Here is a 25968-nt window from a genome sequence, read left to right on the forward strand (position 1 = left end):
GCCCGTCGGGGTCCTAGGGCCCCGACGGGTCCGACGGGCCCCGCCCCGACAGCACCTCCCCGTACGCCTGCATCAGGTCCGGCAGGCGCAGGGTCGCCAGGTCCTCGCGGGACAGCGGCCCCGGGTAGACCGACAGCCGCAGGTCGCGGTAGGCGCAGCTCTTCTCGTACAGGGTGCGCAGGAACCGCCCGTTGCCCAGCTCGTCGATCCACCCCTGGTCCACCACGTGCCCGGCGATGGAGCGCAGCTCGTCCAGGGCCTCCTCGTCCCACACGTCGCCGTTCTCCGCGGCCAGCACCTCGCCGATCCTCGTCAGCTCCAGCGGCCGGTACGACGGGAAGTCCACGCGGGTGGTGAAACGGGACGACAGCCCGGGGTTCGCCGCCAGCAGCCGGTCCATGCCCTCCGGGTAGCCGGCGAGGATCACCACCAGATGGTCGCGGTTGTCCTCCGCCCGCTTCAGCAGCACCTGCAGCGCCTCGTCGCCGTACGCGTCGCCCTTGCCGTACCCCGAGTTCGACAGGGAGTACGCCTCGTCGACGAAGAGCACCCCGCCGAGGGCGGAGTCGATCAGCTCGTTGGCCTTGACCGCGGTCTGCCCGAGGTACTCGCCCACCAGGTCCGCCCGCTGCGCCTCCACCAGGTGGTCGCCGCCGAGCAGCCCGAGGGCGTAGAAGACCCGGCCCAGGATCCGGGCGACCGTGGTCTTGCCCGTGCCGGACGGGCCGGAGAAGACGAAGTGCCGCTTCGGCGGCTGCACCGGAAGCCCCTGGCCGGCTCGCAGCCGCGCCATGTTCAGCTGCGCGGACAGCGCCTTGACCTGGCGCTTCACCGGTTCTAGGCCGACCATGCGCTCCAGTTCCGCGAGCGCCTCCTCCAGCAGCGCCGGGTCGGTGGGTCCCGGGGGCAGGACCGGGCCGGAGCCGCCGGAGCGCTCGCGCACCCCGGACCCGCCGAACGAGGGCATCGGGGGAGGGGCGGGGTCGGGGTCGGACAGCCGCAGGTCGCGGCCCTCCGTCCCGAAGAGCGGGTCAAGCGTGTCGGGGCCGTCGACGCTGTCCTGCCCGGCGCCGGTCAGGGTGATCGCGGCGAGGTCGGCGGAGTCGTCGTCGTAGCCGTCGCCCTCGGCGATCGCCGCGAGCCGGGCGGAAGTGTCCATGAAGGCCGGGTCGACCCGGTGCACGGCCCGGTACAGGGGGAGCGCGGCGGCGCTGCGGCCCGTGCCCTCGCGGGCGCGCGCCAGCCAGTAGCGCAGCTCCTTGCGCTGCGGCTGCTCGCTGCGGCACCGCATCAGCGCCGCCGCCAGCAGGGGCTCGGCCTGCCCGTACATCTCGAGGCGCACCCGGGCCATGCCGCCGAACAGGCCCGCCTCGATGCCCAGCAGCGGGTCGTCGACGAGCGGGTCGGTGTGCCGGACCAGCTGCTCCCAGTCCTTGACGAGATAGGCGCGGCAGGCGTGCAGAAAGCGCACCTGCGGGTCGGCGTCCACGGGGGGCAGTCCGGCGAGCGCGCGGTCCAGCTCGGGGACGTGCCGGCCGTCCAGCCAGTGGGAGGCGTGGGCGAGCAGCAGGTCGCGGGGGGTCTCGAGGACGGGCTGCACCCACCAGCCCAGCCAGTACCAGGAGTTGAGGGTGCGGTGGTGCCGGGTCCGCTGTTCGCCGAAGCGTTCGCGGTGGCGGAACATCCGCAGCAGCGCGGTCGTCGTGTCGATGCGCAGCGCGTGCAGTCCGAGCCAGCCGTCCGCCATCCCCGGGTCGATCCGTACGGCGGTCCGGAACTCCTCCTCCGCCTGCGGATAGGCGCCCATCGTGTAGGCGTCCACGCCTCGCAGCCAGGCGAGGTCGGCCGGGGCCTGGGGGCCCTGCGTGCCGAAGTCCATCACGTCCCCCACAAACCGTGCCCCCGTCGGTGTGCAGGCCGGCCCCTCGGCCGCCGGCGCCCTGTGGCCGAACCGCTGTGCCGCGGACCGGAGTTGCAAGGTGCGCGAAGCTTCGTCGTCGGTCGCACCGGGGGCATCGTACCTGCGGGGGCGCGGTGTCCGCAGGGTGCGGAGCAGGGGAAACGGAGAGAGGAAGGGGGCGCGCGGGAGGAGCGCGGAAGGTGATCCTCACCGAGGGTGATCGTCATATGCCGCTGCGCGCCCGGAAAACGTGAAAAGGGCAGAACGAAGCCCCCGATCACGGGGGAACAACCGGGGGCTTCGTGTCTGCGAGCGGTTCCCGAAGGGCCGCACATTGAGAACGTAAGACCTGTACGGGCCCTCGGTCAAGCCGAGTTGGGCGACTGCGGCAACTTGTCCGGGACCGCTCTTCACAGGATCACCACATTGCCTACGACCCGTCACCGAGTGTGAGGGGACACCGTGCCTCACCTGTCCCGGCAGGGCCGGGAATCACCTCGTACCCCTGCTGTCGCTGCCGTACCAGCAGGTGCGCGAAGGGGCGCGAGGGGTCGGCGGCGAAGTGCGCGCGCTCCGCCCGCTCCCAGCCGTCCCAGAACTCCCGCTGCTCCTCGCCGTCCCGCGCCCGCCCCCGCGCCCAGGACTCCTCACGCGGCACGTCCATCCACAGCAGCAAGGCCAGATGCGGCCGCAGCGCAGCCCGCCCGGCGCCGACGCCCTCGACCAGCACCACCGGCGCGGCGGGCAGCGGGAGCGGCGGCCCGGGGCGGCGGGCACGCCAGTCGTAGGGACGGTAGTGCGCGGTCGCGCCACCGGAGAGCGGGCCGATCACCTCGTCGTGCAGCCGTGCGGTCCAGTCGAACAGCTCGTCGTGGCGGGCGATGTCGTCGAGGTGCAGCACCGGGGCGCCGCCGAGCCGGTCGGCCAGCAGCCCCGCGAACGTCGACTTCCCGGACCCGGCGTGCCCGTCGACGGCGACGAGCCGCACCGGGCCGCACGACGGAGGGAGCCGGCGGATGCGGGAGGCGAGCGTGTGAATGGCTGGTTCCCGGGGGTGTGGGGGAGGGCGGACGGGAGCACTCTAGGCCCCGAACGCCGGCACGGCCCGCGCACCACGCCTCCCCGCAGTCGCGCCGCTGATCGCGGGCGCCGCGGGCGGCCCCTCGCCCACCTGCGGTGCCTCCGCCATTGGTCCACTCCCATGTTGGTCGACACCGCACGGCCCGGATGCTGGCAGGACCCGCCCAGCTGCGTTCATAGTGGGGCGCACACCCGCTCCATCCGCCGGCCGCACACCGTCCGGCGGCCGTGCACCGGTCCCGTCCCGACTCCGACACCTGGGGGTCCCCCACCCATGAGCAGAGCCGAACTGCCGTCCCGCAGAACCGTTCTGGCCGCGGCGGTCGTCGCCACCGTCGCCGGAAGCGCGGCGACGGCGTCCGCGGCCGTCCCGACCGCCGGCGCCACCCGGCCCGCGGCGCCCGGGAGGGCCGCCGCCCGCACCGTCGACAACCGCGCCTGGACCACGTACACCGACTGGCGCTCCGGCACCGCCGCCGGCACCCGCGCCCAGGCCGGTGTCCGCCCCGGCGTGGTGATCGCCAAGGCGGCCGGCACCACGGACTACACCGATCCGCACACCGGCCGCACGGCCGCCTGGGAGTACGCGACCTGGACCTCGCCCGTCCACCGGCTCGCGGTCCCCTCCACCGAGGTGATCGCCTCCTGGAACGCGCACACACCCGAGGGCACCTGGATCCAGGTCGAGCTGAAGGGCTCGTACTCCGACGGCACGGACACCCCCTGGTACGTGATGGGCCGCTGGGCGGCCGGCGACGGTGACATCCGGCGCACCTCCGTGGACGACCAGGAGGACGGCAGGAGCAGCGTCTGGACGGACACGCTCGCCGTCGACGACGCGGCCTCGGGGCTGCGCATCACCTCCGTCCGGCTGCGCCTCACCCTGTACCGCCGTCCCGGCACCCGCCTCACCCCGACCGTGTGGCGCCTCGGCGTGATGGGCTCCGACGTCCCCGACCGGTTCACCGTCCCCGCCTCGACGCCCGGGCTCGCGAAGGAACTCCTCGTCCCGCGCTACTCGCAGGAGATCCACAAGGGCCAGTACCCCGAGTACGACAACGGCGGCGAGGCCTGGTGCAGCCCCACCTCCTCGCAGATGATCATCGAGTACTGGGGCGGCCGGCTCACCCAGGAGCAGCTCTCCTGGGTCGACCCGGCGTACGCCGACCCGCAGATCTGCCACGCGGCCCGTCACACGTACGACTACCAGTACGCCGGGTGCGGCAACTGGCCGTTCAACGCGGCCTACGCGGCCACCTTCCCGGGCCTCCAGGGCGTGGTCACCCGGCTCAGGTCGCTCACCGACCTGGAGACGCTGATCGCGGCGGGCATCCCGGCCATCACCTCCCAGTCGTTCCTCAAGGAGGAGCTGACGGGGGCGGGCTACGGCACCTCCGGGCACCTGATGACGGTGATCGGCTTCACCGCCGACGGCGACGTGATCGCCAACGACCCCGCCTCCGACGACAACGAGGCCGTGCGCCGGATCTACAAGCGGCGCGAGTGGGAGAACGTCTGGCTGCGGACCAAGCGGTACAACGCCTCCGGGAAGGTCGTCTCCGGCACCGGCGGCGTCTGCTACCTGTACTTCCCGGCCCGCCCGACCTCCCGCCAGCGCAAGGCGCTCGCGGCGGTGGGCGTGCGCTGAGCCGACGCGCGCGGCGGGCCCCGGCCGCCACCGGGGACCGCCGCGTGTGAGCAACCTCTCGGCGGGATCAGCCGTTTCCGGTGGCAAGGTGGACGACGTCGCTTGGGGGGATCCACGCACCACCGGAGACCAGGTAGAAGTCATGAGCGCCAACGCAGCCACCGTCACCCGTGCCCGTACCGGCGGACCCCGTGAGGACGGCCCGAAGATCCTCGAGCATGTCCTCGGCTGGACCCTCGTCGTGGTCCTCGCGATGCTGGTGACGCAGCTGGGACTGCTGTAGTCCCGAGGTACCGGCGGCCTGCCGCGGCGCGGGCCGGCCTGCCATACTCCTGCGGGACCGTCCCGCCCCCCGCAGGAGACCTGGGCCGACATTGAACATCAGCCAGCAGTCCGCCGTGCCTCCCTCGGCCCGCGGCACCCGGCGAGCGTCGGCCCGTCGCGCCGAACTCATCGCCGTCGGACGCCGCCTGTTCGCCGACCGCTCCTACGACGCGCTGTCGATGGACGACATCGCACGCCAGGCGCGGGTCGCCAAGGGACTGATCTACTACTACTTCCACTCCAAGCGCGGCTACTACCTGGCCATCATCGAGGACTCGGTGACCGGTCTGGTCACGATGGCGGCGAGCGGCGACGAACTGCCGCCCGTGGAGCGGGTCCAGCGCACCATCGACAGCTATCTGCGCTACGCGGAGCACAACCAGGCCGCCTACCGCGCGATCGTGAGCGGCGGCGTCGGCTTCGACGCCGAGGTGCACGCCATCAGGGACGGGGTGCGCGAGGCGATCGTCGCGACCATCGCGGAGGGCGCGTACGGCCGCCGAGACATCGCCCCGGTGGCCCGGATGGGGCTGCTGGCCTGGGTGTGCAGCGTGGAGGGCGCGGTACTGGCCTGGATCGACCGCCCCGACCTGTCCCGCGAGACCATGTGCGAGCTGCTGGTGAAGACGCTCGGCGGTGCGATGCGCGCCATCGAGGAACTGGACCCCGCCCACCCGGCCCCGGAGCCCGCGCGCCGCGACGGCTGACGCCGGGGCGTGCCGCCCGGGTACGCGCGCGGGGCGGGAGTCCCCCCGTGGAACCCCCGCCCCGCGCGCGTCCGGCGGCAGTCGGCTACCGGATGGCCTTGATCAGCTCACCGTTCGCGGTGTCGCCGCTCAGCTCCCAGAAGAACGTGCCACCGAGGCCCTGCTGGTTCTTCCACTCCGTCTTGGAGGCGACGGTCTCAGGCGTGTCGTAGCTCCACCACTGGTCGCCGCACTTGGCGTAGGCGGTGCCGCCGACGGTGCCGGTCGCGGGGCACTTGTCCTTCAGGACCTTGTAGTCGTCGATCCCAGCCTCGTACGTGCCGGGCGCGGGACCGGTCGCGGTGCCGCCCGGCTCCGCCTGGGTGACGCCGGTCCAGCCACGGCCGTAGAAGCCGATGCCGAGCAGCAGCTTGTCCGCGGGGATGCCCAGGCCGGTCAGCTTCGCGATGGTGGCCGCGCTGTTGTACTCGGCCTTCGGAATGCCGTCGTACGAGGTCAGCGGCGAGTGCGGGGCGGTCGGTCCCGCGGTGTCCCAGGCGCCGAAGAAGTCGTACGTCATCGGGTTGTACCAGTCGACGTACTGGGCGGCGCCCGCGTAGTCGGCCGCGTCGATCTTGCCGCCGTCGGTGGCGTCCGCCGGGATCGCGGCGGTGACCAGGGCGTCGGGGCCGAAGGTGGAGCGCAGCGCCGCCATCAGCTCGCGGTAGGCGTCACGGCCGCTGGTGTCGCAGGTGGCGCCGCAGGCGTTGGGGTACTCCCAGTCGATGTCGATGCCGTCGAAGACGTCGGCCCAGCGCGGGTCCTCCACCAGGTCGAGGCAGGACTGCGCGAAGGCGGCCGGGTTCTTCGCGGCCTCACCGAAGCCGCCGGACCAGGTCCAGCCTCCGAAGGACCAGATCACCCTGAGGTCGGGATGCTTCTGCTTCAGCTTGCGCAACTGGTTGAAGGTGCCGCGCAGCGGCTGGTCCCAGGTGTCGGCGACCCCGTCGACGGACTCCTCGGCGGTGTAGGCGCGGTCGGTGGCCGCGTAGGCGTCGCCGATGGCGCACTTGCCGCCGGTCACGTTGCCGAAGGCGTAGTTGATGTGGGTGAGCCGGTCAGCGGAGCCCGACGTCTCGATGTTCTTGACGTAGTACTTCCGGTCGTACGTGCCCCATTCGGTGAAGTAGCCGACGACCTTCGAGCCGGCGGCGGCCTCCTGAGCCGAGGTCGCCGCGGTGGCGGTCGAGGCGCTCGTGCCGGCGAGCAGTCCGGCGCCGAGCACGGCGGTACAGGCGGCGGACACGAGCGCCCGCAGCGTGCGGGGGCGGTGGGGGGATGGCATCCGGTGTCTCCTCGTGGGGGAGGGGAGAGCCGCGTTGCATTGGCATGAACGCGGTGACTCGGGTTGGAGGGAAACCCTAGGAGGACTAGACCAGTTGGTCAATGGTGCGGACCAATGTGATCGCGGAGAGGACGCCGTAAGGTGTGGCGGAAGTAAGCGGTCGTTAACTGGTGACGCGATGCCGCCGATCGGGCATACTCACAGCGCACAGCCGCTGGTCAGCAGCTTCCGAGACCCGGGAGTGCGAGCATCGGCCCGGCACCGGAACGACCCCGGCGGAGCCGCCTCCACCCAAGGCGCACGCCGATGTGCCCCAACAGGGAGGAGAGCGACGTCATGCCCGACCGCGCCCCGCAGCCGGTGGACCGGCTACTGCCCACGGACGAGGCCCGGGACCTGCTCACGCTCGTCCGCGACATCGCGCAGCGCGAGGTCGCCCCCAGGGCCGCCGAGGAGGAGGAAGCAGGCCGCTTCCCGCGCGAGCTGTTCACCCTGTTGTCCGAGTCCGGCCTGCTCGGCCTGCCCTACGACTCCGAGTACGGCGGCGGCGACCAGCCCTACGAGGTCTACCTCCAGGTGCTGGAGGAGCTCGCCCGCGCCCGCCTCACCGTCGCCCTCGGCGTCAGCGTGCACACCCTCGCCACCTATCCGCTCGCCGCCTACGGCACCAAGGAGCAGCGCGCGGAGCATCTGCCCGCCATGCTCGGCGGCGGACTGCTCGGCGGCTACTGCCTCTCCGAGCCCTCCTCCGGCTCCGACGCCGCGTCCCTGCGCACCCGCGCGGTCCGCGACGGGGACGACTGGGTCATCGACGGCACCAAGGCGTGGATCACCCACGGCGGCGTCGCCGACTTCTACACGGTCATGGCGCGCACCGGCGGCGAGGGGGCGCGCGGCATCAGCGCCTTCCTGGTGCCCGGGGACGCCGAGGGGGTCGGCGCCGCCGCGCCCGAGAAGAAGATGGGCATGAAGGGCTCGCCCACCGCCCAGGTCCACTTCGACGGCGTCCGGGTGCCCGACGCGCGACGCATCGGCGAGGAGGGGCAGGGATTCGCCATCGCCCTGTCCGCGCTCGACGGCGGCCGGCTCGGCATCGCCGCGTGCGCCATCGGCGTGGCCCAGGCGGCGCTCGACGAGGCCGTCGGCTACGCCACCGAGCGGCGCCAGTTCGGCAGGCCGATCGCCGACTTCCAGGGGCTGCGCTTCATGCTCGCCGACATGGCCACCCAGATCGAGGCGGGGCGCGCCCTGTACCTGGCGGCGGCCCGGCTGCGCGACGCGGGCCGGCCGTTCGGCAGGCAGGCCGCCATGGCCAAGCTGCACTGCACCGACACCGCGATGCGGGTCACCACCGACGCCGTGCAGGTCCTCGGCGGCTACGGCTACACCGCCGACTTCCCCGCCGAGCGCTACATGCGCGAGGCGAAGGTGCTGCAGATCGTCGAGGGCACCAACCAGATCCAGCGCATGGTCATCGCCCGCCACCTCGCGGGGCCGGAGACGCGCTGAACCGGCCGAAACCCCGCCAGGGCTCCGCGAGCCGGGCCCACTCCGGGTCATGCCGCCCGGGCACGGTGCGGCCCCGGTCCGTCCACGTCCGCATCATCTCGCGGAAGATCGGCGGGTCCGGGAGCTGCGGCCGCGGGACGGTCACGGCCGCCTCGACGGGCGGCGGCACGAACACCTGGCGCTGACGCCCGGTCGTCGAGTACGTGGGGGTCGTCATGCCCGGCCAACGCGCGAACGGGCGGCCGGGTCACCGGCGTGCCGAATAGAGCGTGCGTTCAACGATGCCCCGTGCGGCGGACACCGGCGGGGCGGCGAACGGCGGGGCGGCGAACGGCGAGGGTGGCGGTGCTCCGCCACCCCCGGACCGGCCCGCGCTCAGGCGGCGTCGCGCCGCAACACCGGGAACCGGATCGGACGCGATCCCGGTCCGCCGACGTGCGAGAAGGGCTGGGTCCGCCAGTCGAGTCCCTGAGGGAGCGTCAGCAGCAGGGCCGTGTCCTGCTCCTGGGGTGTGACGGTCTCGTCCGCGGGCCGGGCCTCGGAGGCCCGCCGGCCGGTGCCGGGGCAGACCGTGAGCCCGAACGGGTTCCACGGCGAGGCACACAGGGCGTGCTCCGGCAGGATCTCCTCGTCCGCCAGGAGGGCGATGGGCTGCGAGCAGTCCGGGCACACGACCCGGAACATCTCGAAGGTGTCGTACGCGTCGAAGTCGTCGTCCGGGGTTCCGGGTTCGACGTACTCCGGCTCGGGCGTGACGACGGGCTGCTGCCGCTTGGACGTGGTACGACCAGGGCGCTTAAGACTCTGCATTGGGTTCTCCCCCTCGGGCTGGGCCGTTCAGGCGCTGCGGCCTCGACCACAGCAAGCACTTCCCTCCACCCCTGGGGGGTAATCACGAGAACATCACGGAGACGGCCCAAGTCGTGTGGTCTTCGTCACACGCCGCTCGCGGGTGCCGCCCGTGGCCCCCGCGCGTGGCCGTTCCGGTGTCCGAGGCGATCAAGCGCCCTGTAGGTTCAGCGCCATGGAGGAGCTGGACCGACAGATCGTGCAGCTGCTCGTCAAGGACGGGCGGATGAGCTACACGGACCTGGGCAAGGCCACGGGCCTGTCCACGTCGGCCGTGCACCAGCGGGTGCGACGGCTGGAGCAGCGCGGCGTCATCCGCGGCTACGCGGCGGTGGTCGACCCGGAGGCGGTCGGCCTGCCCATGACCGCGTTCATCTCGGTCAAACCGTTCGACCCCAGCGCCCCCGACGACATCGCGGACCGCCTGGCGGGCGTCCCGGAGATCGAGGCGTGCCACAGCGTCGCGGGCGACGAGAACTACATCCTCAAGGTCCGCGTGGCGACCCCGCACGAACTGGAGGAACTCCTCGCGAGGGTGCGCTCCCTGGCGGGAGTGTCGACCCGCACGACGGTGGTCCTGTCGACGCCGTACGAGGCGCGGCCGCCGCGCATCTGACGGGCCCCGAGCGCGCCGGGGCCCTGCGCACACCTCGACGCGCCCCGAGCGGGACCTGCGTGCCGGGCCGTGCGCGCGGCGCGCGAGACTAAGGGCATGAGTGAACGTACCGCCCCGCCGCCCACCGTCCTGCTCCGTCGTGGAGAGGTGCACAGCCCCGCCGACCCCTTCGCCACCGCGATGGTCGTCGAGCACGGACAGGTCGCCTGGGTGGGTTCCGAGGGTGCCGCCGATGCCTTCGCGGACGGTGTCGACGAGGTGGTCGACCTCGACGGGGCGCTGGTCACCCCGGCGTTCACCGACGCTCACGTGCACACCACCGCCACCGGCCTCGCCCTCACCGGCCTGGACCTGTCCACCGCCGCCTCCCTGGACGACGCCCTCGCCCGGGTGCGGGAGTTCGCCGCAGCCCGCCCGGACGACCGCGTGCTCCTCGGACACGGCTGGGACGCCGCCCGCTGGCCCGGCGGCCGGCCCCCGACGCGCGCGGAGCTTGACGAGGCCACCGCGGGCCGCCCGCTCTACCTGAGCCGGATCGACGTGCACTCCGCCGTCGTCTCCACCGCCCTGCTCGACCTCGTCGCCGGGGGTGTGACCCGCGAAGACCGCCCCCTCACCGGCGACGACCACCACGCGGTGCGCGCCGCCGCCCTGGGCGCCGTCACCCCCGCCCAGCGCACCACCGCCCAACGCGCCGCGCTCGCCCACGCGGCCTCCCTCGGCATCGGCACGGTGCACGAGTGCGGTGGCCCGGAGATCTCGTCCGAGGACGACTTCACCGGCCTGCTGCGCCTGGCCCGCGAGGAGCCCGGCCCGCGCGTCGTCGGCTACTGGGCCGAGCAGGACGTCGCCAAGGCCCGCGAACTGGGCGCGCTCGGCGCGGCGGGCGACCTCTTTGCCGACGGCGCCCTCGGCTCGCACACCGCCTGCCTGCACGAGCCGTACGCCGACGCCGCCCACACCGGCACCGCGCACCTCGACGCGGACGCGGTCGCCGCCCATGTGGTGGCCTGCACCGAGGCGGGCCTCCAGGCGGGCTTCCACGCCATCGGGGACGCCGCCGTGAGCACGGTGGTCGACGGTGTCCGCGCGGCGGCGGAAAAGCTCGGTCCCGCCCGCGTGCGCGCCGCCCGGCACCGCGTCGAACACGCCGAGATGGTCACCCCGGAGACGATCGCCGCGTTCGCCGAGTTCGGTCTCACCGCCTCCGTGCAGCCCGCGTTCGACGCCCTGTGGGGCGGTGAGGACGGCATGTACGCCCAGCGCCTCGGCACGGAGCGCGCCCGCACGCTCAACCCGTTCGCCGCGCTGCTGCGCGCCGGCGTGCCGCTCGCCTTCGGCTCCGACAGCCCGGTCACCCCGCTCGACCCCTGGGGGACCGTCCGGGCGGCGGCCTTCCACCGGACCCCCGAGCACCGCGTCTCCGTCCGCGCGGCCTTCACCGCCCACACCCGCGGCGGCTGGCGGGCCGCCGGACGGGACGACGCGGGCGTCCTGGTGCCCGGCGCCCCCGCCGACTACGCCGTCTGGCGCACCGGCGAACTCGTCGTCCAGGCGCCCGACGACCGGGTGGCCCGCTGGTCCACCGACCCGAGGTCCGGCACCCCCGGCCTGCCCGACCTCACCCCCGGCCGTGACCTGCCCGTCTGCCTCCGCACGGTGGTTGGCGGCCGCACGGTCTTCGTACGGCCGGGCGAGTGATCTGCGCGGGCGGCGCGGCGGTCGATCATGCACCGCGCCCCCGTCGCGCGACCTGCGCATCCTCGCCTCTGACCAGGCATTTGAACCGCGCTGCGCAGGTCGGACGACTGTTGACAGGCGGCCGCAGGGGGCCGGTAGGTTCGGCCGGGTCCACCACCGGACGCCCGACCGGAGACCGTCCGGCCACTCGGGCCGGCGCCGCTGGGTCAGGGACGGTGTGCCGCACCGGGGCACCGTCGCTGGGAGCCAGGCTCAGCGCGGCGCGGGACCGGGGGACGTGTCCGCCGGCAGGGGAGGTGCGACCCCGGGTGGGGCCCGGGCGCTCAGTAGACAACGGCTCCAGGTGATCCGCAGCCGGCGGGTCCCGGGCCGGCCCGAAGGGCGCCGGGCCCCCATCCGCCGTCCGCATGCACCCGGTGGAAGAAGATGTGCCCACCCGATGATCGGGAAACGACACCACCATATGTACGTCCTGTCATGTCACGGCAGGTCGTGCACACTAAGGTGGGATCCTGCGCACAGGACATGAAGGGGCAGCAGTGAACGACGGCGGCGGGACCCTCGCGGCAGGATCCCAGGGGCGGAAATTCGGCCCGCTCGGTACGGCTTTGGTGATCATCCCCACGTACAACGAGGCGGAGAACATCAAGGCGATCGTCGGACGCGTGCGCAAGGCCGTTCCCGAGGCGCACGTCCTCGTGGCCGACGACAACAGCCCCGACGGCACCGGCAAGCTCGCCGACGAACTGGCCGCCGAGGACGACCACGTCCAGGTGCTGCACCGCAAGGGCAAGGAAGGCCTCGGAGCCGCCTACCTGGCGGGCTTCCGCTGGGGCCTGGAGCACGGCTACGGCGTACTGGTCGAGATGGACGCCGACGGCTCCCACCAGCCCGAGGAGCTGCCCCGGCTGCTCACCGCCCTCAAGGCCGCCGACCTGGTGCTCGGCTCGCGCTGGGTGCCCGGCGGCCGGGTGGTCAACTGGCCGAAGTCGCGCGAGTTCATCTCCCGCGGCGGCAGTTTCTACTCGCGTATGGCGCTCGACCTGCCGCTGCGTGACATCACCGGCGGCTTCCGCGCGTTCCGCCGCGAGACGCTGGAGGGCCTCGGCCTCGAAGAGGTCGCCTCCCAGGGCTACTGCTTCCAGGTCGACCTCGCCCGCCGCGCGGTGAAGGCCGGCTACCACGTCGTCGAGGTGCCCATCACCTTCGTGGAGCGCGAACTCGGCGACTCCAAGATGAGCAAGGACATCCTCGTCGAGGCGCTGTGGCGGGTCACCGCGTGGGGCGTGGGGGAGAGGGTCGGCAAGGTCCTCGGCCGCGACGACGACAACAAGCCCGGCAGGCCCCGCGCGGGCAAGGCCGTCCCGGTCGAGGAGACGACGGCGGACACCGGGCGCTCCGAGCCGTAGACCCGGGCCCCGGGGTCCATGGGCCCGCTTATCCCGTGCTGAGCCGGGCCCAGGCACACTGGGGGTATGACGACTGGTGCCCACAGCCCGTATCCCGCCCGGCCCCGGCGCTCCCGGCTGCGCACGCTGCTGCCGCTCGGTGTCGCCGTATGGCTCGTACTGGAGATCTGGCTGCTGACCCTCGTCGCCGGGGCGTCCAACGGGCTGGTGGTCTTCCTGATCCTGCTGGCCGGCGTCGTCCTCGGCTCGTACGTGATCAAACGGGCGGGCCGCCGCGCGTTCAAGAACCTCACCGAGACCGTGCAACAGCAGCAGGGCGGCGGACCGGTGACCCCGGGCGCCCGGTCCGACAGCGAGGGAAACGGGCTCACGATGCTGGGCGGTCTGCTGATCGTCCTGCCGGGTCCGATCTCCGACGTGCTGGGGCTGCTCCTGCTCGTGCCGCCGGTCCAGAAGGCCGTCGGCCGCTACGCGGAGCGCACCTTCGAGCGCAAGCTCCGTGAGGCCGCCGCGCAGAGCCCGTTGGGGGACGCCTTCACCCAGGCCCGTATGCACCACCCCGACGGCAAGGTGGTCCAGGGCGAGGTCATCAGGGACGAGCCCGGAAGCAGCCAGGGGGACACCGCGCGCGGGCCGCGGCCTCCGCTGACGAAGTAGGGGAACCCGGACGCGCGTCCGGGCACACGGACAGGACCGAGGGCGCCGTACCTGTACGGCGCCCTCGGTCCTGTCGCTGTGCGTCCGGGCGGGCTCCCGCCGGGATCAGGCCGACTTGCGGCTGTCCCGCGGATGCACCGCGATGTTCATCGCACCGGAACGCAGAACGGCGAGACGCTCCTCGAGGACCTCTTCGAGCTCCTCACGGGTGCGCCGCTCCATCAGCATGTCCCAGTGCGTACGCGCAGGCTTGGCCTTCTTCTCCTCCGGACCGTCTCCGTCCACCAGGAGTGCCTGGGCACCGCAGACCTTGCACTCCCACTCCGGCGGGATCTCCGCCTCGACCGAGAAGGGCATCTCGAAGCGGTGCCCCTTCTCGCATGCGTACTCCACGGCCTGGCGGGGGGCCAGGTCGATGCCGCGGTCCGTCTCGTAGCTGGTCACCACGAGGCGCGTGCCGCGAAGAGCTCGCTCACTCATGAATCGTGCCTCCCGGGCTTGTCGCCCACAGGACAGGTGTCGCTGTCGTCGTCATCCGGTCAACGTCCGGTCGGCGGTAAAGATTCCCGTTCCGAGTCCCGTTCCGGGTCATGTGTCGCCGTCGTGGCCGCAGCCTTTGTCAACCAGTGCAGTACCCACCGACGCCCGGTTTGTCACATCTGGTCACAGATGTCACACAGCGGTTCGGCATCTTTGACGCGCAGTAACGGTACGCCTGGCAGGCCAAACGCGTACACTACCGCCCTTTCGCGTCGAGCGCTAAATCCGCTGGGGCACCGGGTTGCCCGCGTCGGCGATCGCCCTGCGTACGGGTACCCGCGCGAGCAGGACGAATCCCAGGACGAAGAACCCCACCAGGGAGACGATCGCGTCCCGGTAGCTGCCCGTGAGCTGGTACGTCAGACCGAACAGCAGCGGTCCGAGCCAGCTCAGCCCCCGGTCGCTGATCTCGTACGCCGAGAAGTACTCGGCCTCCTTGCCGGGCGGGACCAGATGGGAGAAGAGGGAGCGGGACAGTGCCTGGCTGCCGCCGAGGACCAGGCCGATCCCGGCGGCCAGCACGAAGAACCAGCCGGGCGCGCCGGCGGGCAGGAAGTAGCCGGCGGCCAGCGTCACCGTCCAGGCGCCCAGCGAGCCGAGGATCGTGCGCTTCGCCCCGTACCGCCGGGCGAGCCGGCCCAGCAGCAGCGCGCCCGCCACCGCCAGCACCTGCACCAGCAGCACGGCCACGATCAACGTCGACTGTCCCAGCCCCAGCTCTTTCGAGCCGTACACGGAGGCCTGGGAGATCACCGTCTGGATGCCGTCGTTGTAGACCAGGTACGCCAGCAGGAACGCGAGCGTGAGCGGGTGCCGGCGCATGTCGCGGACCGTCGCCGCCAGCTGCCGGAACCCCGGCAGGGCCGCCTCGCGCGCGGGGGTGCGGCGGTCCCGCAGCCGGCGCAGGGGTATCAGGGCGAACGCGCCCCACCACAGCCCGGCCGACGCCAGGCAGATCCGCACCGCCATGCCCTCGGACACGCCGAAGCTGTCGTGCCCCGTGTAGAGGACGAGGTTCGCCACCAGCACCAGCGCGCCCGCCGCGTAGCCGAAGGCCCATCCGCGCGAGGAGACGGCGTCGCGCTCCTCCGGCGGCGCGATCTGCGGCAGGTAGGAGTTGTAGAGCATCATCGCGACCGACTGCGCGGCATTCGCCACCACCAGCAGCAGACCGCCCAGCAGATAGCGGTCGCCGTCGAGGAAGAACATCCCCGCGGTGGCCGCCGCGCCCGTGTACGCGGCCGCAGCGAGCAGCGGCTTCTTGCGCCCGGTCCGGTCGGCGGCGGCCCCCACCAGCGGCATCACCAGCACCGCCACGACCACCGACAGGGACACGGCGTACGCGAAGAAGGAGCCCGCGCGCACGGGTACACCCAGCGGATGCACGAACCCTTCCGCGTCCGCCGCGGCCTCGGCGACCGTGGTCAGGTACGGGCCGAGGAACACGGTGACGACGGATGTCGAGTAGACCGAGCAGGCCCAGTCGTAGAAGTACCAGCCGCGCTGCTCGCGCCGCCGTCCGGCGCTGTCGTCCGCCGCCGGTGACCGCACGGTGTCGATGTCCACCCGTGCCCTCGCTTCCCCGTGTGCGCGCCGAGGCGACGGGGGCTGCGGGGGTCTCAGACCCAGGTGCCGCGGTCCTCCATGACCTTGCGCAGTATGTCGATGTGATCGGTCATGATGCCATCCACCCCCAGGTCGAGGAGCCGGTGGATGCGCTGCGGTTCGTTCACCGTCCACACGTGGACCTGGAGCCCGCGCGCGTGGGCCGTCCTCACGAACCGCTCGTCGACCACGCGGACGCCCGACTGCTCCTCGGGCACCTGGGCGGCGACGGCCGACCGGCGCGGCGACGCCGGCAGGCCCCAGGACCGCAGCCGCAGGCCGAGCACGCCCCGGGTGCCGAACGACGTGGCGAGCCGTGGCCCGGCCAGCCGCTGGGCGCGCACCACGCGCGCCTCCGAGAACGAGCCGACGCAGATCCGGTCCCAGGCGCCCGTGCGCCCGACGAGCTCCAGCAGGGGGAGCAGCGCGGGTCCGGCCTTCACGTCCACGTTCCAGCGGACCTCGGGGAAGGTCTCCAGCAGCTCCTCGAACAACGGGACCGGCTCCCGGCCGGCCACCCGCGCCCGCGCCACCTCCGCCCAGGGCAGGTCGGCGATCCGGCCCGCGCCGTCCGTCACCCGGTCCAGGGTGGAGTCGTGGAAGGCGACGAGCCGGCCGTCGCGCGTGGCGTGGACGTCGGTCTCGATGTACCGGTAGCCCGCCTCGACGGCGCGCCGGAACTGCCGGACGGTGTTCTCGAGACCGTCGGCGGCCCCGCCCCGGTGGGCGAAGGCGAGCGGTCCCGGATGGTCGAGGTAGGGATGGCGGATCCGAGGGGTCACGACCGCAGTATCGCCCGCCGGGGTGTCCGCCCCGCAACGACGGTGCTGCCCTCTTCCGGGACGGGGACGGCGAAGACGCGCAGGAACAGCTGGGCGAGCGGACCGATGGTCACCGCGTACAGCAGGGTGCCGACGCCGACCGTGCCGCCCAGCACGAAGCCGGTGGCCACCACGGTGATCTCGATGGCCGTACGGACCAGACGCACCGACACGCCCGTGCGCCGGTTCAGCCCCGTCATCAGCCCGTCGCGTGGACCGGGACCGAACCGGGCCGCGATGTAGAGGCCGGTCGCCGCGCCGTTCAGCACGATCCCCGACGCCATCAGCGCCACCCTGACGGCCATGCCGTGCGCGTCCGGCACCACGGCCAGGGTCGCGTCCATCGCCACGCCGATCACCAGCACGTTGGAGACGGTGCCGAGCCCTGGCCGCTGCCGCAGCGGGATCCACAGCAGCAGGACCAGCGCGCCCACCGCGGTCAGCACCACGCCCATGGACAAGCCGGTGCGCTCGGACAGGCCCTGGTGCAGGACGTTCCACGGTTCGAGCCCCAGCCCGGACCGCACCAGAAGCGCCGAACTCGCCCCGTACAGGGCCAGGCCCGCGTAGAGCTGGAACAGCCGCCGCACGACATGGCGCTCGCCGAGCGCGTTTCTGGCCAAAAGGTGCCCCCCTGTGGTGGAAGTGGACCGATGCGTGCCACCCTGGAGCCTGACTGGTCATGCCATCCATGGCCAATCCGGGGAAGGTGGACTGAATCATATGGCGCAGTGGACTTCCGCAGTGGGTGCCGCACAGCTGGCCCGGCTGCTCGGCTCCCAGCAGGACCGCCCGGCGGGGCCCGGCACCCGGCGTCCGCCCGCCTACCGCGCCCTCGCCGACGGCATCCGGCTGCTGGTGCTCGAAGGGCGCGTGCCGGTCGCCGCGCGGCTGCCCGCCGAGCGGGAACTGGCCCTCGCCCTGTCCGTGAGCCGCACCACCGTCGCCGCCGCCTACGAGGCGCTGCGCGGCGAGGGCTTCCTCGAGTCACGGCGCGGCGCCGGAAGCTGGACCGCCGTCCCGGCAGGCAACCCGGTGCCGGCACGGGGCCTGGAGCCGCTGCCGCCCGAGGCGCTCGGCTCCATGATCGACCTGGGCTGCGCCGCCCTGCCCGCCCCCGAGCCGTGGCTCACCCGCGCCGTCCAGGGCGCGCTGGAGGAGCTGCCGCCGTACGCGCACACCCACGGCGACTACCCGGCGGGGCTGCCCGCGCTGCGCGCGATGATCGCCGACCGCTACACCCAGCGGGGCATCGCCACCATGCCCGAGCAGATCATGGTCACCACCGGCGCGATGGGCGCCATCGACGCCATCTGCCATCTCTTCGGCGGACGCGGCGAGCGCATCGCCGTGGAATCGCCCTCCTACGCCAACATCCTCCAGCTGATGCGCGAGGCCGGCGCCCGGCTGGTCCCCGTCGCCATGGCCGAGGGCCTGACGGGGTGGGACCTCGACCGCTGGCGCCAGGTGCTGCGCGAGGCCGCGCCTCGCATCGCCTACGTCGTCGCCGACTTCCACAACCCCACCGGGGCGCTCGCCGACGAAGACCAGCGGCGCAGGCTCGTCGACGCGGCCCGCTCGGCGGGGACGGTGCTGGTCGCCGACGAGACGATGAGCGAGCTGTGGCTCGACGAGGACGTGGAGATGCCGCGGCCGGTGTGCGGGTTCGATCCGGCGGGGTCCACCGTGATCACCGTCGGCTCGGCGAGCAAAGCCTTCTGGGCGGGGATGCGGATCGGGTGGGTGCGGGCCGCACCCGACGTGATCCGCAGCCTGGTCGCGGCGCGCGCCTATGCCGACCTGGGGACGCCGGTCCTGGAGCAGTTGGCCGTGAACTGGCTGTTCGGAACGGGCGGCTGGGAGGAGGCGGTCGAACTGCGCCGTACGCAGGCCCGGCAGAACCGGGACGAACTGGTGAGCGCGGTGCGGCGGGAGCTGCCCGGCTGGGAGTTCGAGGTGCCCCGCGGGGGCCTCACCCTCTGGGTCCGCACGGGCGGCCTGTCCGGGTCCCGGCTCGCCGAGGCGGGGGAGCGGGTGGGGGTACGCGTCCCGTCCGGGCCCCGCTTCGGGGTGGACGGCGCCTTCGAGGGCTACGTCCGGCTGCCGTTCACGGTGGGAGGCGCGGTCGCCGAGGAAGCGGCGGTGCGCCTGGCGGCGGCGGCGCGGATCGTGGAAACGGGGGGAACGACGGGCGGGGAGGCCCCACGCACCTTCGTCGCGTGAGGACGACGCCCTTGGGGAGCGCGGGGAACTGCCCGCTCAGCGCCGGGCGGGCCGCGTTGGCCGCAGGTACGGCACTGTCGGCGAGGCCCGCCGAGAGGGTGCCGCCTGCGCCCACCCGTGCCGCCCTGCGGCACGACTGCCCGCAGGGTGTCAGGGGCGCGGGGAACTGCGCGCTCAGCCCTCGGCGGGCCGCACCCGGCGTACGACGATGCGCGGCAATCCGTTGGCCGCAGGTACGGCGCTGCTGAGGAGGCGGCCCGCCGAGAGGGTGCGGCCTGCGCCCACCCGTGCCGCCCTGCGGCACGACTGCCCGCAGGGCGTCAGGGGCGCGGGGAACTGCGCGATCTGCCGCGGGCGGCCCGCAGCCGGGGTCAGGAGGACGGCTCCGCCACCGCCGCGCCCCCCGGGGCCGCCGGCTCCGACACCTCCGTGTCCGTCGCCAGCGCGGCCGCCGCAGCCACCTTCTCCGTCGCCGCCTTGTCCAACCGCACAGCCTCCGGCACCGGACCCGGCTCCTCGTCCGCCGGCGTCGTGCGGGGCGGGAGGAGGTCGAGGACCGCCTGGCGGTGCGCCTCGCTGGTCGCGTCGTCGTAGGGGTCCGGGGTCGCCGGCACCTGGAGCCGGTGCACAGGGCCGGTGCCCAGCCGCGCGTACCCGCGCCCGGGCGGCATCTGATCCACCCGCGTGGTGTGCGGCGGCGCGCCCAGAACGGTCTCCAGCTGCTCGGCCGTCGCAGGCCCCAGCACCACCCGCGCCCTCGTGTGCTGCCGTACCGGCGCACTCAGCGCGTCGAGCCCGTCGAACTGCTCCGCCACCACCACGGTCACGTTCGCGGCACGCCCGTGCCGGAGCGGGGCCTGGAGGAGGGACTGCGGATCCGTGCCGTCGTCCGCCGCGGCCAGATGGGTGAAGACGCTCGGCCGGTCGAGCAGCAGCCACAGCGGCCGCTTGGTGTCCTCGGGCGGCGGGTCACCCGCCTGGTGCGCCTTGCCCGCCGCGGCCATCCGCCGCTCCGTCTCGGCGGCCGCCCACTCCAGGCTCGTCACCGCCCCCGACAGGGCGCACTCGACGGCGAGCACGCCGTCCCGGCCGGTGAGGCAGGCGTACTCGCCGGTCCCGCCGCCGTCGACGATCACCACGTCGCCGTGGTGCAGCGCCTGGAGGGCGATGGACCGCAGCAGCGTCGACGTGCCGCTGCCCGGCTGGCCGACGGCGAGCAGATGCGGCTCGGTGGAGCGGACGCCGGTGCGCCAGACGACCGGCGGGACGTCGGTCCGCTCCTCGCCGTGCGCGCCGTGCGTGAGCGGCAGCGTCCGCTGCACGCGCGTGGGGTCGGTGAAGCCGAGCACCGTCTCGCCGGGAGCCGTGACGAACGGCTGGGCGGCGATGTCGGTGGGCAGCGGGGCGAGGACGCGGACCGTGAGCTGGTTGGCCTCCTCGTCCCACGAGAAGTGGTACTCCCGGCCGCGTCCGCACTTGGCGCCGAGCAGATGCTCGATCCGCGTCCGGGACTCGGGTTCGGCGTCGGTGAAGTAGGCCGGGTAGGAGATCATCAGGTGCGCGAGACGGCCGTCGCCGTCGAACTCGTACTCGGAGAAGACCTTCCCCCAGTCGCCGCCGCGGGCGTACAGCGGCTCGGGGTCGTCGCTCGCCGAGAAGTACGGCACCAGGGCCTCGTACAGCGACTGCAGACGCTGGAGCTGGCCGGGGGCGGGTCCGGCGGGGGCCGCGGGCGTGCGGTCCCGCCCGTGCCAGGCCGCCGCCGCCATCAGGGCGACGACGGCGAGCAGCGGGCCGTACGGCGCGAGCGCCACGGCCAGCAGCACCGCCGCCACACCGAAGAGCAGCGCGCCGCGCCGGTCCTTGGGTGTGTCGACCCACCTGCGCCGTCCGGCCGAGGCCAGCCGGCGCAGCCCGCGCGTGATGGTGATCAGCGGGTGGAGGACGTCCGTGGCGCTGTCGGCCGCAGTCCTGGCCAGCTCCCGGCTCCGGGCGAGCTGGGCGCTTCCGTTGCTGAGGATGCGGGGAAGGGGACGCCGGGCCACTACGGTCTCCAGAGGGTGCGTACGGGCGGGCGGGGCGTGGTCGGCCGGGTCAGAACTTGAACCCGCCCAGGAGGCCGGCGAGGCTCTCGCCGCCCGCCTTGATGCTCGGCGCGATGGCCGTGCTGGCCAGATAGAAGCCGAACAGCATCGCCACCAGCGCGTGGGACAGCTTCAGTCCGTCCTTGCGGAAGAAGATGAAGACGACGATGCCGAGCAGCACCACGCATGAGATCGAGATGATCATGTGAGTTCTCCTGGTTCACGGGGACAGTCACCATGAGTACTTCCCTGATCACAGAATGTATCTATACGATAAAAGGTGCAACTGGGTGGATATCCGCCCCGAACGCCGCGCGGTGTCCGCGGTGATCATTACCTCGGCCGTGTCGGCTCATGTGCCGCCCGAGCCAGTACCCTGGCGATTCACCCGTACGGCTGCCCCACGTGCAGGCGTACACCCTGTTCCCGATGCGTGTAACCGTGTGCAGTGAGAGGCGGTCCGGCGATGAGTGAAGCCCCCGACCCCGAGGTCGTGGAGCTCGCGACCAAGATCTTCGACCTGGCCCGGCGCGGCCGCACCGAGGAACTCGTGGCCTACGTCGACGCGGGCGTCCCCGCCGACCTCACCAACGACCGCGGCGACTCGCTCGTGATGCTCGCCGCCTACCACGGCCACGCCGAGGCGGTGCGCGCCCTGCTGGCCCGTGGCGCCGACGCCGACCGCGTCAACGACCGCGGCCAGACGCCACTCGCGGGAGCGGTCTTCAAGGGCGGGACGGATGTCGTCAAGGCGCTCCTCGAGGGCGGCGCCGACCCCTCCGCGGGCACCCCGTCGGCCGTCGACACGGCCAGGATGTTCGCCCGCACGGAGCTGCTCGAGCTGTTCGACAAGAACTGAGCGACTCCGCTCCGACCAGCGACGACACCAAAAACGGGGGAGGCGGTACAGGGCCGCCGAAATACGGTCGCGGCAGATGTGACCGGCGGGTCATCATGACGACGTGATTCACGGACGCGACGGCTGGGCAGGTGTTGCCGCACCGCGCGGGCCGTGAGCGGCCCGCATGGGCCACCGACGAGAGGCAGAGAGAGATGGTCTACAACAAGCAGGAAACGGCGGGCGCCCCGACGTGTTGTCACGCGGCCAGGTGATCCACACTCCCGGTTGCGTCGACGCTTGATGTGAGGCTGTTTCCCATGTTCGATCCGGTCATAGCGCCCAGCGGTACGCTGCTCGGCCTGCTCCAGCGGGGCCGCGGCGACGGCACACTGCACGCGCTCACCGCCCCGCGCTCCGAGGCGCTCGCGGCGCTGAACCACTGTGTGCTGCGCGACCCGCGCCACGACTGGCAGGTGGAGAACCGCTCCCTGTACTACGCCCGCCTCTACCTCGACCTGCACGGCGGACTCGAGGCGATCGAGGCGCACCTCTTCGACCCCGAGGACGTCCTCGACACCGACGAGTCACGCACCGGGCTCGCCCTCGCCGTGCTGGGCCACCTCGCCTCCTACGGCAGGCAGGACGCCCTGCACCTGTTGCGCAGGTACGCCGCCCAGGGCGCCAACTGGGCCTGGGCCCTCGACGAACTCGCCCTGCGCGACGACGACGCCGGCCTGCGCTCCCTCGCCGCCCCGGTGCTCGCGCGCTTCTCCACCGACGCCGAGGGCGAGGCCGAACTGGCCGCGACCGTGCGGGACGCCTTCGAACCCCGTCCCTGGCGGTTGTGGGCGGACGATCCGCGCCCCGCCGTCGCCGCACGCGTACGCGCCGCCCAGGAGGCCGGCTCCTTCGACCGCTGGCAACGGCAGATGCGGCCCACCGGGCCACGCCCCGGCTGGAGCGTCCAGGCGGTGTTCGACTGGGCTCAGCAGGGCATGGACCGTGGCGCCGCCCTCCATGTGCCGGCCGCCCGCTGCCTCACCGCCGTGGCGGGCCCCGAGGATCGCCCGGAGATCGTCCGGGCGGCCCGGGACGGCTCCGACGGGGCCCGCTGCACAGCCTTGCGCTATCTCGCCGACACCGCCGATCCCGACGCCCTCGACCTGATCGAGGCCGCCGCGGCCAACGGCTCGACGGCCGTCGTGGACGCCGCAGTCGACGCTTTCGAACGCATGCGCAGTGTGGCCGCCGTCGACCGGGCGCGGGGCTGGGCCCGCCGGCCCGACGCGCTCGGCGAGGCCGCCGCCCGCGTCCTCGCCTGCCGGGGCGGCACACGCGACCGTGACCTCGTCCTCGCGGCGCTCCGTGAGGCCGTACGGGGCGAAGGCCCCGACGCGACGACCCTGTGGACCCTCGTCGACGGCGCCGGACGCCTCGGCATCGCCTGTGCCGCACCCGTCCTGAGGCACGTCTACCGCGAGACCGCCTCCTCCCACCTCCGCGGCCGCGCCGCCCGCGCCCTCGCCGCCACCGACCCGTCCTTCGCCACGGGCTTCGCCGTCGAGTGTCTCTGGGACTGCGAGGAGACCACCCGCGAGATCGCGGCGCGCCATGCCGAGACGGGGGACGCGCGTGTGGTGGACCGCCTCCGCCGCCTGGCCGCCGACCCGGCGGAAGAGGCGGAAGTACAGACGGCTGTCCGCAGCAGGATCGGCCCCGAAGGCACGGCTGTGTGACCCCGGGGCCACGCCCCGGGCCCCGCTCCACGAACGCCGGAGGGGCTGTCCGGCCCGTCCGGCGTTCGAGGACGAGGCCCGCCGGGGCCGACAAGGGGGGCCGGGGGCGCAGCCCTCAGGAACCTCGGCAACCGCGCGCCCGCGCGGAGACGAACCGCACAGCCGTCCCCGGCCGAGCCTGAGCCGCCGCAGGCAGATCATCCGCGTGCACCACGCCGATCACCGGATACCCCCCGGTCGTCGGATGATCGGCAAGGAAAATCACCGGCGTCCCTGCCGGAGGCACCTGCACCGACCCCAGCACCATCCCCTCACTCGGCAATTCCTCCTTCCGCGCCCGCTCCAGCACCGGCCCCGTCGTCCGCAACCCGATGCGGTTGCTCGCCGGCGAGACGCGGAACACGCCGGACAGGAACCGCCGCACCGCCCCCGCCGTGAACCAGTCGTCCCGCGGCCCGAGAGAGACCCGCAGCACCAGTTCGGACGGCGGTCCGGCCTGCGGAGCCACGTCCACGCGCGCGTCCACCCCCGTCGGCGCCCCGAGCGGCAGGACCGCCCCGTCCGTCAGCGGCGCCGGCCCCAGCCCGGACAGCAGGTCCGTGGACCGACTCCCGAGCACCGGCTCGACGGCCACCCCGCCGGACACGGCGACGTAGGCCCGTACCCCGAGCACCGCGGGCCCGACGTCCAGCACGGCCCCCGCCCGCACCCGCACCGGCGCGCCCCAGGCCGCGGGGCGGCCGTCCACCGTCACCCGGCACGGCGCTCCGGTGACCGCGACCGTGACGGCGGACCGCGGCCGCAGGGAACAGCCGTCGAGGGTGGTCTCCAGGACGGCCGCGTCCGGCCCGTTGCCCACCAGGCGGTTCGCGAGCGCGGCGGCAGGCCCGTCCAGCGCGCCGGAGCGGGGGACGCCCAGGTGGGCATGACCGGGCCGGCCGCGGTCCTGAACGGTCGTCAGGGCGCCCGCCCGGACGACGGAGAGCGCGCGGTCCGTCATGTCGCCGGCCCCTTCGAGGCCACCGGGACGAACCGCACGCGCGTGCCCGGCGAGAGCAGCGCGGCCGGCTCCCGGGTGTGGTCCCACAGCACGACGTCCGTGGTGCCGATGAGCTGCCACCCGCCGGGGGAGGAGCGCGGATAGACGCCCGTGTACGGCCCGGCGAGAGCCACCGAGCCCGCCGGGACCGACGTACGCGGGGCGGACCGGCGGGGGACCTCATAGCGGGCGGGGAGGCCCGTGAGGTAACCGAAGCCGGGGGCGAAACCGCAGAAGGCCACCCGGAACTCGGCGTCCGCGTGGATCCGCGCCACCTCGCCCTCCGCGACACCCCAGTGCGCCGCCACGTCGGCCAGGTCCGGACCGTCGTACCGCACCGGTATCTCGACCGTCCCGGCCGCGCGCGGCGGCACGGGCGGCACCGGACGTGAGGTGAGTTCGGCGGCCAGGCGAGCGGGATCGGGCAGACCGTCGAGCAGCACCGTGCGCGCGCCCGGGACGATCTCACGGGCCGTCAGGGACCCCTCCGCGCGGCGGCGCAGCAGGTCCGCCAGGAGCGCCTGGGCATCCTCGCCCGGGGCGACCTCGACGAGCAGCGCGTCCGCGCCGACGGGCAGCGTCCTCATGCGAACGCCTCCACGCGGATCCCCGCCGCCTCCAGCGCGTCCCGCACCTGCCGTGCCAGGTCCACCGCGCCCGGGGTGTCGCCGTGCAGACACAGTGAGCGGGCCCTCATCTCGATGCGGCGCCCCGAGAGCGCCACGACCTCACCGCCGCGGGCCAGCTCCACCGAGCGCCGCAGTACGGCCTCCGGGTCGGTGACCAGGGCGCCCTCCTGACCGCGTGCCACCAGCGTGCCCTCGTCGGTGTACGCACGGTCAGCGAACGCCTCCTCGACCGCGGGGAGCCCCGCCTTCGCGGCCAGCTCCAGCAGCCGTGAGCCGGGCAGGCCGAGCACGGGCAGCGTGGGGTCGGCGAGGAGCACCCCGTCGAGCACCGCGCGCGCCTGCTCCTCGTCGCGCACCACCCGGTTGTAGAGCGCGCCGTGCGGCTTGACGTATGCGACGCGGGTCCCCGCCGCTCGGGCGAACACCTCCAGGGCGCCGATCTGGTACGCCACCTCGGCCGTCAGCTCGGCGGGCGGCACGTCCATCGCCCGCCGGCCGAACCCCGCCAGGTCCCGGTAGGAGACCTGGGCGCCGATCCGCACCCCGCGTGCGGCGGCGAGTTCGCACACCCGTCGCATGGTGGGCGCGTCCCCCGCGTGGAAGCCGCAGGCCACGTTGGCGCTGGTCACCACCGACAGCAGCCGCTCGTCGTCGGTGAGCGTCCAGCGGCCGAAGCCCTCGCCGAGGTCGGCGTTCAGATCGATCGAGATCATGGGTCCTTCGTTT

At 73.5% G+C, this 25968-nt stretch carries 24 protein-coding genes; 11 read left to right on the forward strand and 13 right to left on the reverse strand.

What is annotated here, in order from left to right:
- Window positions 1-13: 13 nt before the first annotated feature.
- Window positions 14-1879, reverse strand: a complete 1866-nt coding sequence (locus ELQ39_RS27125; protein ID WP_242594414.1) for an AAA family ATPase — start codon at window positions 1877-1879, stop codon at window positions 14-16.
- A 451-nt stretch (window positions 1880-2330) separates the two neighbouring features.
- The gene (locus tag ELQ39_RS27130; protein WP_242594415.1) at window positions 2331-2888 is read right to left on the reverse strand and encodes a uridine kinase family protein; all 558 of its coding nucleotides are present in this window, start codon (window positions 2886-2888) and stop codon (window positions 2331-2333) included.
- Window positions 2889-3254: 366 nt separating this feature from the next.
- Here ELQ39_RS27130 and ELQ39_RS27135 point away from each other — a divergent pair, with 366 nt between their 5' ends.
- The 3 genes from ELQ39_RS27135 to ELQ39_RS27145 all read left to right on the forward strand — a co-directional run bounded on the left by ELQ39_RS27135 (window position 3255) and on the right by ELQ39_RS27145 (window position 5659).
- Window positions 3255-4628 carry a peptidase C39 family protein gene (locus ELQ39_RS27135; RefSeq protein WP_242594416.1) on the forward strand — a complete coding sequence of 458 codons (1374 nt, stop codon included), beginning with the start codon at window positions 3255-3257 and terminating at the stop codon, window positions 4626-4628.
- Window positions 4629-4770: 142 nt separating this feature from the next.
- Window positions 4771-4911 (forward strand): SCO1431 family membrane protein, encoded by a 141-nt coding sequence (locus ELQ39_RS27140; protein WP_189905988.1) that lies wholly within the window; start codon window positions 4771-4773, stop codon window positions 4909-4911.
- Window positions 4912-5002: 91 nt separating this feature from the next.
- On the forward strand, window positions 5003-5659 hold the full coding sequence (locus ELQ39_RS27145; RefSeq protein ID WP_190004270.1) for a TetR/AcrR family transcriptional regulator: 657 nt from the start codon (window positions 5003-5005) through the stop codon (window positions 5657-5659).
- An 85-nt stretch (window positions 5660-5744) separates the two neighbouring features.
- On the opposite strand, the gene ELQ39_RS27150 is transcribed toward ELQ39_RS27145, so the two are convergent.
- The gene (locus tag ELQ39_RS27150; RefSeq protein WP_242594417.1) at window positions 5745-6983 is read right to left on the reverse strand and encodes a glycoside hydrolase family 18 protein; all 1239 of its coding nucleotides are present in this window, start codon (window positions 6981-6983) and stop codon (window positions 5745-5747) included.
- A gap of 336 nt (window positions 6984-7319) precedes the next feature.
- Between ELQ39_RS27150 and ELQ39_RS27155 the strand changes: the two genes are divergently transcribed.
- Window positions 7320-8492 (forward strand): acyl-CoA dehydrogenase family protein, encoded by a 1173-nt coding sequence (locus ELQ39_RS27155; RefSeq protein ID WP_242595666.1) that lies wholly within the window; start codon window positions 7320-7322, stop codon window positions 8490-8492.
- 375 nt (window positions 8493-8867) lie between these two features.
- Here the strand turns inward: ELQ39_RS27155 and ELQ39_RS27165 are convergent, their stop codons facing one another.
- Complete coding sequence (locus ELQ39_RS27165; RefSeq protein ID WP_190004273.1) at window positions 8868-9302, reverse strand: hypothetical protein; 435 nt, start codon at window positions 9300-9302, stop codon at window positions 8868-8870.
- A gap of 214 nt (window positions 9303-9516) precedes the next feature.
- Here ELQ39_RS27165 and ELQ39_RS27170 point away from each other — a divergent pair, with 214 nt between their 5' ends.
- From ELQ39_RS27170 to fxsA, 4 genes are all read left to right on the forward strand, one after another.
- Complete coding sequence (locus ELQ39_RS27170; protein WP_006136660.1) at window positions 9517-9957, forward strand: Lrp/AsnC family transcriptional regulator; 441 nt, start codon at window positions 9517-9519, stop codon at window positions 9955-9957.
- A gap of 96 nt (window positions 9958-10053) precedes the next feature.
- Window positions 10054-11658: an amidohydrolase family protein gene (locus tag ELQ39_RS27175; protein ID WP_190004274.1), complete on the forward strand. Its 1605-nt coding sequence runs from the start codon at window positions 10054-10056 to the stop codon at window positions 11656-11658.
- A gap of 539 nt (window positions 11659-12197) precedes the next feature.
- A complete protein-coding gene (locus tag ELQ39_RS27180) occupies window positions 12198-13067 on the forward strand; it encodes a polyprenol monophosphomannose synthase (RefSeq protein WP_242594420.1) in 870 nt (289 codons plus the stop codon).
- A 66-nt stretch (window positions 13068-13133) separates the two neighbouring features.
- Complete coding sequence (gene fxsA, locus ELQ39_RS27185; protein WP_242594423.1) at window positions 13134-13724, forward strand: FxsA family membrane protein; 591 nt, start codon at window positions 13134-13136, stop codon at window positions 13722-13724.
- Window positions 13725-13829: 105 nt separating this feature from the next.
- Here the strand turns inward: fxsA and ELQ39_RS27190 are convergent, their stop codons facing one another.
- The 4 genes from ELQ39_RS27190 to yczE form a co-directional block, all read right to left on the reverse strand.
- Window positions 13830-14204, reverse strand: a complete 375-nt coding sequence (locus ELQ39_RS27190; protein ID WP_003977404.1) for an RNA polymerase-binding protein RbpA — start codon at window positions 14202-14204, stop codon at window positions 13830-13832.
- Window positions 14205-14483: 279 nt separating this feature from the next.
- Window positions 14484-15830: an MFS transporter gene (locus ELQ39_RS27195; protein ID WP_242594425.1), complete on the reverse strand. Its 1347-nt coding sequence runs from the start codon at window positions 15828-15830 to the stop codon at window positions 14484-14486.
- Window positions 15831-15883: 53 nt separating this feature from the next.
- Window positions 15884-16651, reverse strand: a complete 768-nt coding sequence (locus tag ELQ39_RS27200) for a glycerophosphodiester phosphodiesterase (protein WP_242594427.1) — start codon at window positions 16649-16651, stop codon at window positions 15884-15886.
- On the reverse strand, window positions 16648-17313 hold the full coding sequence (gene yczE / locus ELQ39_RS27205; RefSeq protein ID WP_242594429.1) for a membrane protein YczE: 666 nt from the start codon (window positions 17311-17313) through the stop codon (window positions 16648-16650). The genes ELQ39_RS27200 and yczE overlap by 4 nt, the downstream gene beginning before the upstream one ends.
- A gap of 100 nt (window positions 17314-17413) precedes the next feature.
- On the opposite strand from yczE, the gene ELQ39_RS27210 reads away from it, so the two are divergent.
- Window positions 17414-18913: an SCO1417 family MocR-like transcription factor gene (locus tag ELQ39_RS27210; RefSeq protein WP_225642736.1), complete on the forward strand. Its 1500-nt coding sequence runs from the start codon at window positions 17414-17416 to the stop codon at window positions 18911-18913.
- A 371-nt stretch (window positions 18914-19284) separates the two neighbouring features.
- Here the strand turns inward: ELQ39_RS27210 and ELQ39_RS27215 are convergent, their stop codons facing one another.
- Window positions 19285-20958, reverse strand: a complete 1674-nt coding sequence (locus ELQ39_RS27215; protein WP_225644984.1) for a type IV secretory system conjugative DNA transfer family protein — start codon at window positions 20956-20958, stop codon at window positions 19285-19287.
- Window positions 20959-21007: 49 nt separating this feature from the next.
- A complete protein-coding gene (locus tag ELQ39_RS27220; RefSeq protein ID WP_006136669.1) occupies window positions 21008-21202 on the reverse strand; it encodes a hypothetical protein in 195 nt (64 codons plus the stop codon).
- A 261-nt stretch (window positions 21203-21463) separates the two neighbouring features.
- Here ELQ39_RS27220 and ELQ39_RS27225 point away from each other — a divergent pair, with 261 nt between their 5' ends.
- Both ELQ39_RS27225 and ELQ39_RS27230 read left to right on the forward strand, forming a co-directional pair.
- Window positions 21464-21856: an ankyrin repeat domain-containing protein gene (locus tag ELQ39_RS27225; RefSeq protein WP_242594430.1), complete on the forward strand. Its 393-nt coding sequence runs from the start codon at window positions 21464-21466 to the stop codon at window positions 21854-21856.
- A gap of 299 nt (window positions 21857-22155) precedes the next feature.
- Window positions 22156-23574 (forward strand): HEAT repeat domain-containing protein, encoded by a 1419-nt coding sequence (locus tag ELQ39_RS27230; protein ID WP_242594433.1) that lies wholly within the window; start codon window positions 22156-22158, stop codon window positions 23572-23574.
- 115 nt (window positions 23575-23689) lie between these two features.
- Here ELQ39_RS27230 and ELQ39_RS27235 read toward each other — a convergent pair whose 3' ends face one another.
- From ELQ39_RS27235 to ELQ39_RS27245, 3 genes are read right to left on the reverse strand one after another with little or no spacing between them, the layout of a single operon-like run.
- Window positions 23690-24574: a biotin-dependent carboxyltransferase family protein gene (locus ELQ39_RS27235; protein ID WP_225644980.1), complete on the reverse strand. Its 885-nt coding sequence runs from the start codon at window positions 24572-24574 to the stop codon at window positions 23690-23692.
- A complete protein-coding gene (gene pxpB / locus ELQ39_RS27240) occupies window positions 24571-25200 on the reverse strand; it encodes a 5-oxoprolinase subunit PxpB (RefSeq protein WP_242594435.1) in 630 nt (209 codons plus the stop codon). The genes ELQ39_RS27235 and pxpB overlap by 4 nt, the downstream gene beginning before the upstream one ends.
- Window positions 25197-25955, reverse strand: coding sequence for a LamB/YcsF family protein (locus tag ELQ39_RS27245; RefSeq protein WP_242594437.1), 759 nt, complete (start codon window positions 25953-25955; stop codon window positions 25197-25199). Before ELQ39_RS27245 ends, pxpB begins: the two co-directional genes overlap by 4 nt.
- Between the last annotated feature and the right edge of the window lie 13 nt (window positions 25956-25968).

This window comes from Streptomyces sp. GB4-14, from assembly GCF_022696125.1.
Lineage (GTDB): Bacteria > Actinomycetota > Actinomycetes > Streptomycetales > Streptomycetaceae > Streptomyces > Streptomyces werraensis.

Excerpts from the sequence above, each read along its gene's own strand:
- ELQ39_RS27125 (WP_242594414.1), bottom strand. The coding sequence starts at position 1,879 with ATGGACTTCGGCACGCAGGGCCCCCAGGCCCCGGCCGACCTCGCCTGG.
- ELQ39_RS27135 (WP_242594416.1), top strand. The coding sequence starts at position 3,255 with ATGAGCAGAGCCGAACTGCCGTCCCGCAGAACCGTTCTGGCCGCGGCG.
- ELQ39_RS27140 (WP_189905988.1), top strand. The coding sequence starts at position 4,771 with ATGAGCGCCAACGCAGCCACCGTCACCCGTGCCCGTACCGGCGGACCC.
- ELQ39_RS27150 (WP_242594417.1), bottom strand. The coding sequence starts at position 6,983 with ATGCCATCCCCCCACCGCCCCCGCACGCTGCGGGCGCTCGTGTCCGCC.
- ELQ39_RS27155 (WP_242595666.1), top strand. The coding sequence starts at position 7,320 with ATGCCCGACCGCGCCCCGCAGCCGGTGGACCGGCTACTGCCCACGGAC.
- ELQ39_RS27165 (WP_190004273.1), bottom strand. The coding sequence starts at position 9,302 with ATGCAGAGTCTTAAGCGCCCTGGTCGTACCACGTCCAAGCGGCAGCAG.
- ELQ39_RS27170 (WP_006136660.1), top strand. The coding sequence starts at position 9,517 with ATGGAGGAGCTGGACCGACAGATCGTGCAGCTGCTCGTCAAGGACGGG.
- ELQ39_RS27175 (WP_190004274.1), top strand. The coding sequence starts at position 10,054 with ATGAGTGAACGTACCGCCCCGCCGCCCACCGTCCTGCTCCGTCGTGGA.
- fxsA (WP_242594423.1), top strand. The coding sequence starts at position 13,134 with ATGACGACTGGTGCCCACAGCCCGTATCCCGCCCGGCCCCGGCGCTCC.
- ELQ39_RS27190 (WP_003977404.1), bottom strand. The coding sequence starts at position 14,204 with ATGAGTGAGCGAGCTCTTCGCGGCACGCGCCTCGTGGTGACCAGCTAC.
- ELQ39_RS27210 (WP_225642736.1), top strand. The coding sequence starts at position 17,414 with ATGGCGCAGTGGACTTCCGCAGTGGGTGCCGCACAGCTGGCCCGGCTG.
- ELQ39_RS27220 (WP_006136669.1), bottom strand. The coding sequence starts at position 21,202 with ATGATCATCTCGATCTCATGCGTGGTGCTGCTCGGCATCGTCGTCTTC.
- ELQ39_RS27225 (WP_242594430.1), top strand. The coding sequence starts at position 21,464 with ATGAGTGAAGCCCCCGACCCCGAGGTCGTGGAGCTCGCGACCAAGATC.
- ELQ39_RS27230 (WP_242594433.1), top strand. The coding sequence starts at position 22,156 with ATGTTCGATCCGGTCATAGCGCCCAGCGGTACGCTGCTCGGCCTGCTC.
- ELQ39_RS27235 (WP_225644980.1), bottom strand. The coding sequence starts at position 24,574 with ATGACGGACCGCGCGCTCTCCGTCGTCCGGGCGGGCGCCCTGACGACC.
- pxpB (WP_242594435.1), bottom strand. The coding sequence starts at position 25,200 with ATGAGGACGCTGCCCGTCGGCGCGGACGCGCTGCTCGTCGAGGTCGCC.
- ELQ39_RS27245 (WP_242594437.1), bottom strand. The coding sequence starts at position 25,955 with ATGATCTCGATCGATCTGAACGCCGACCTCGGCGAGGGCTTCGGCCGC.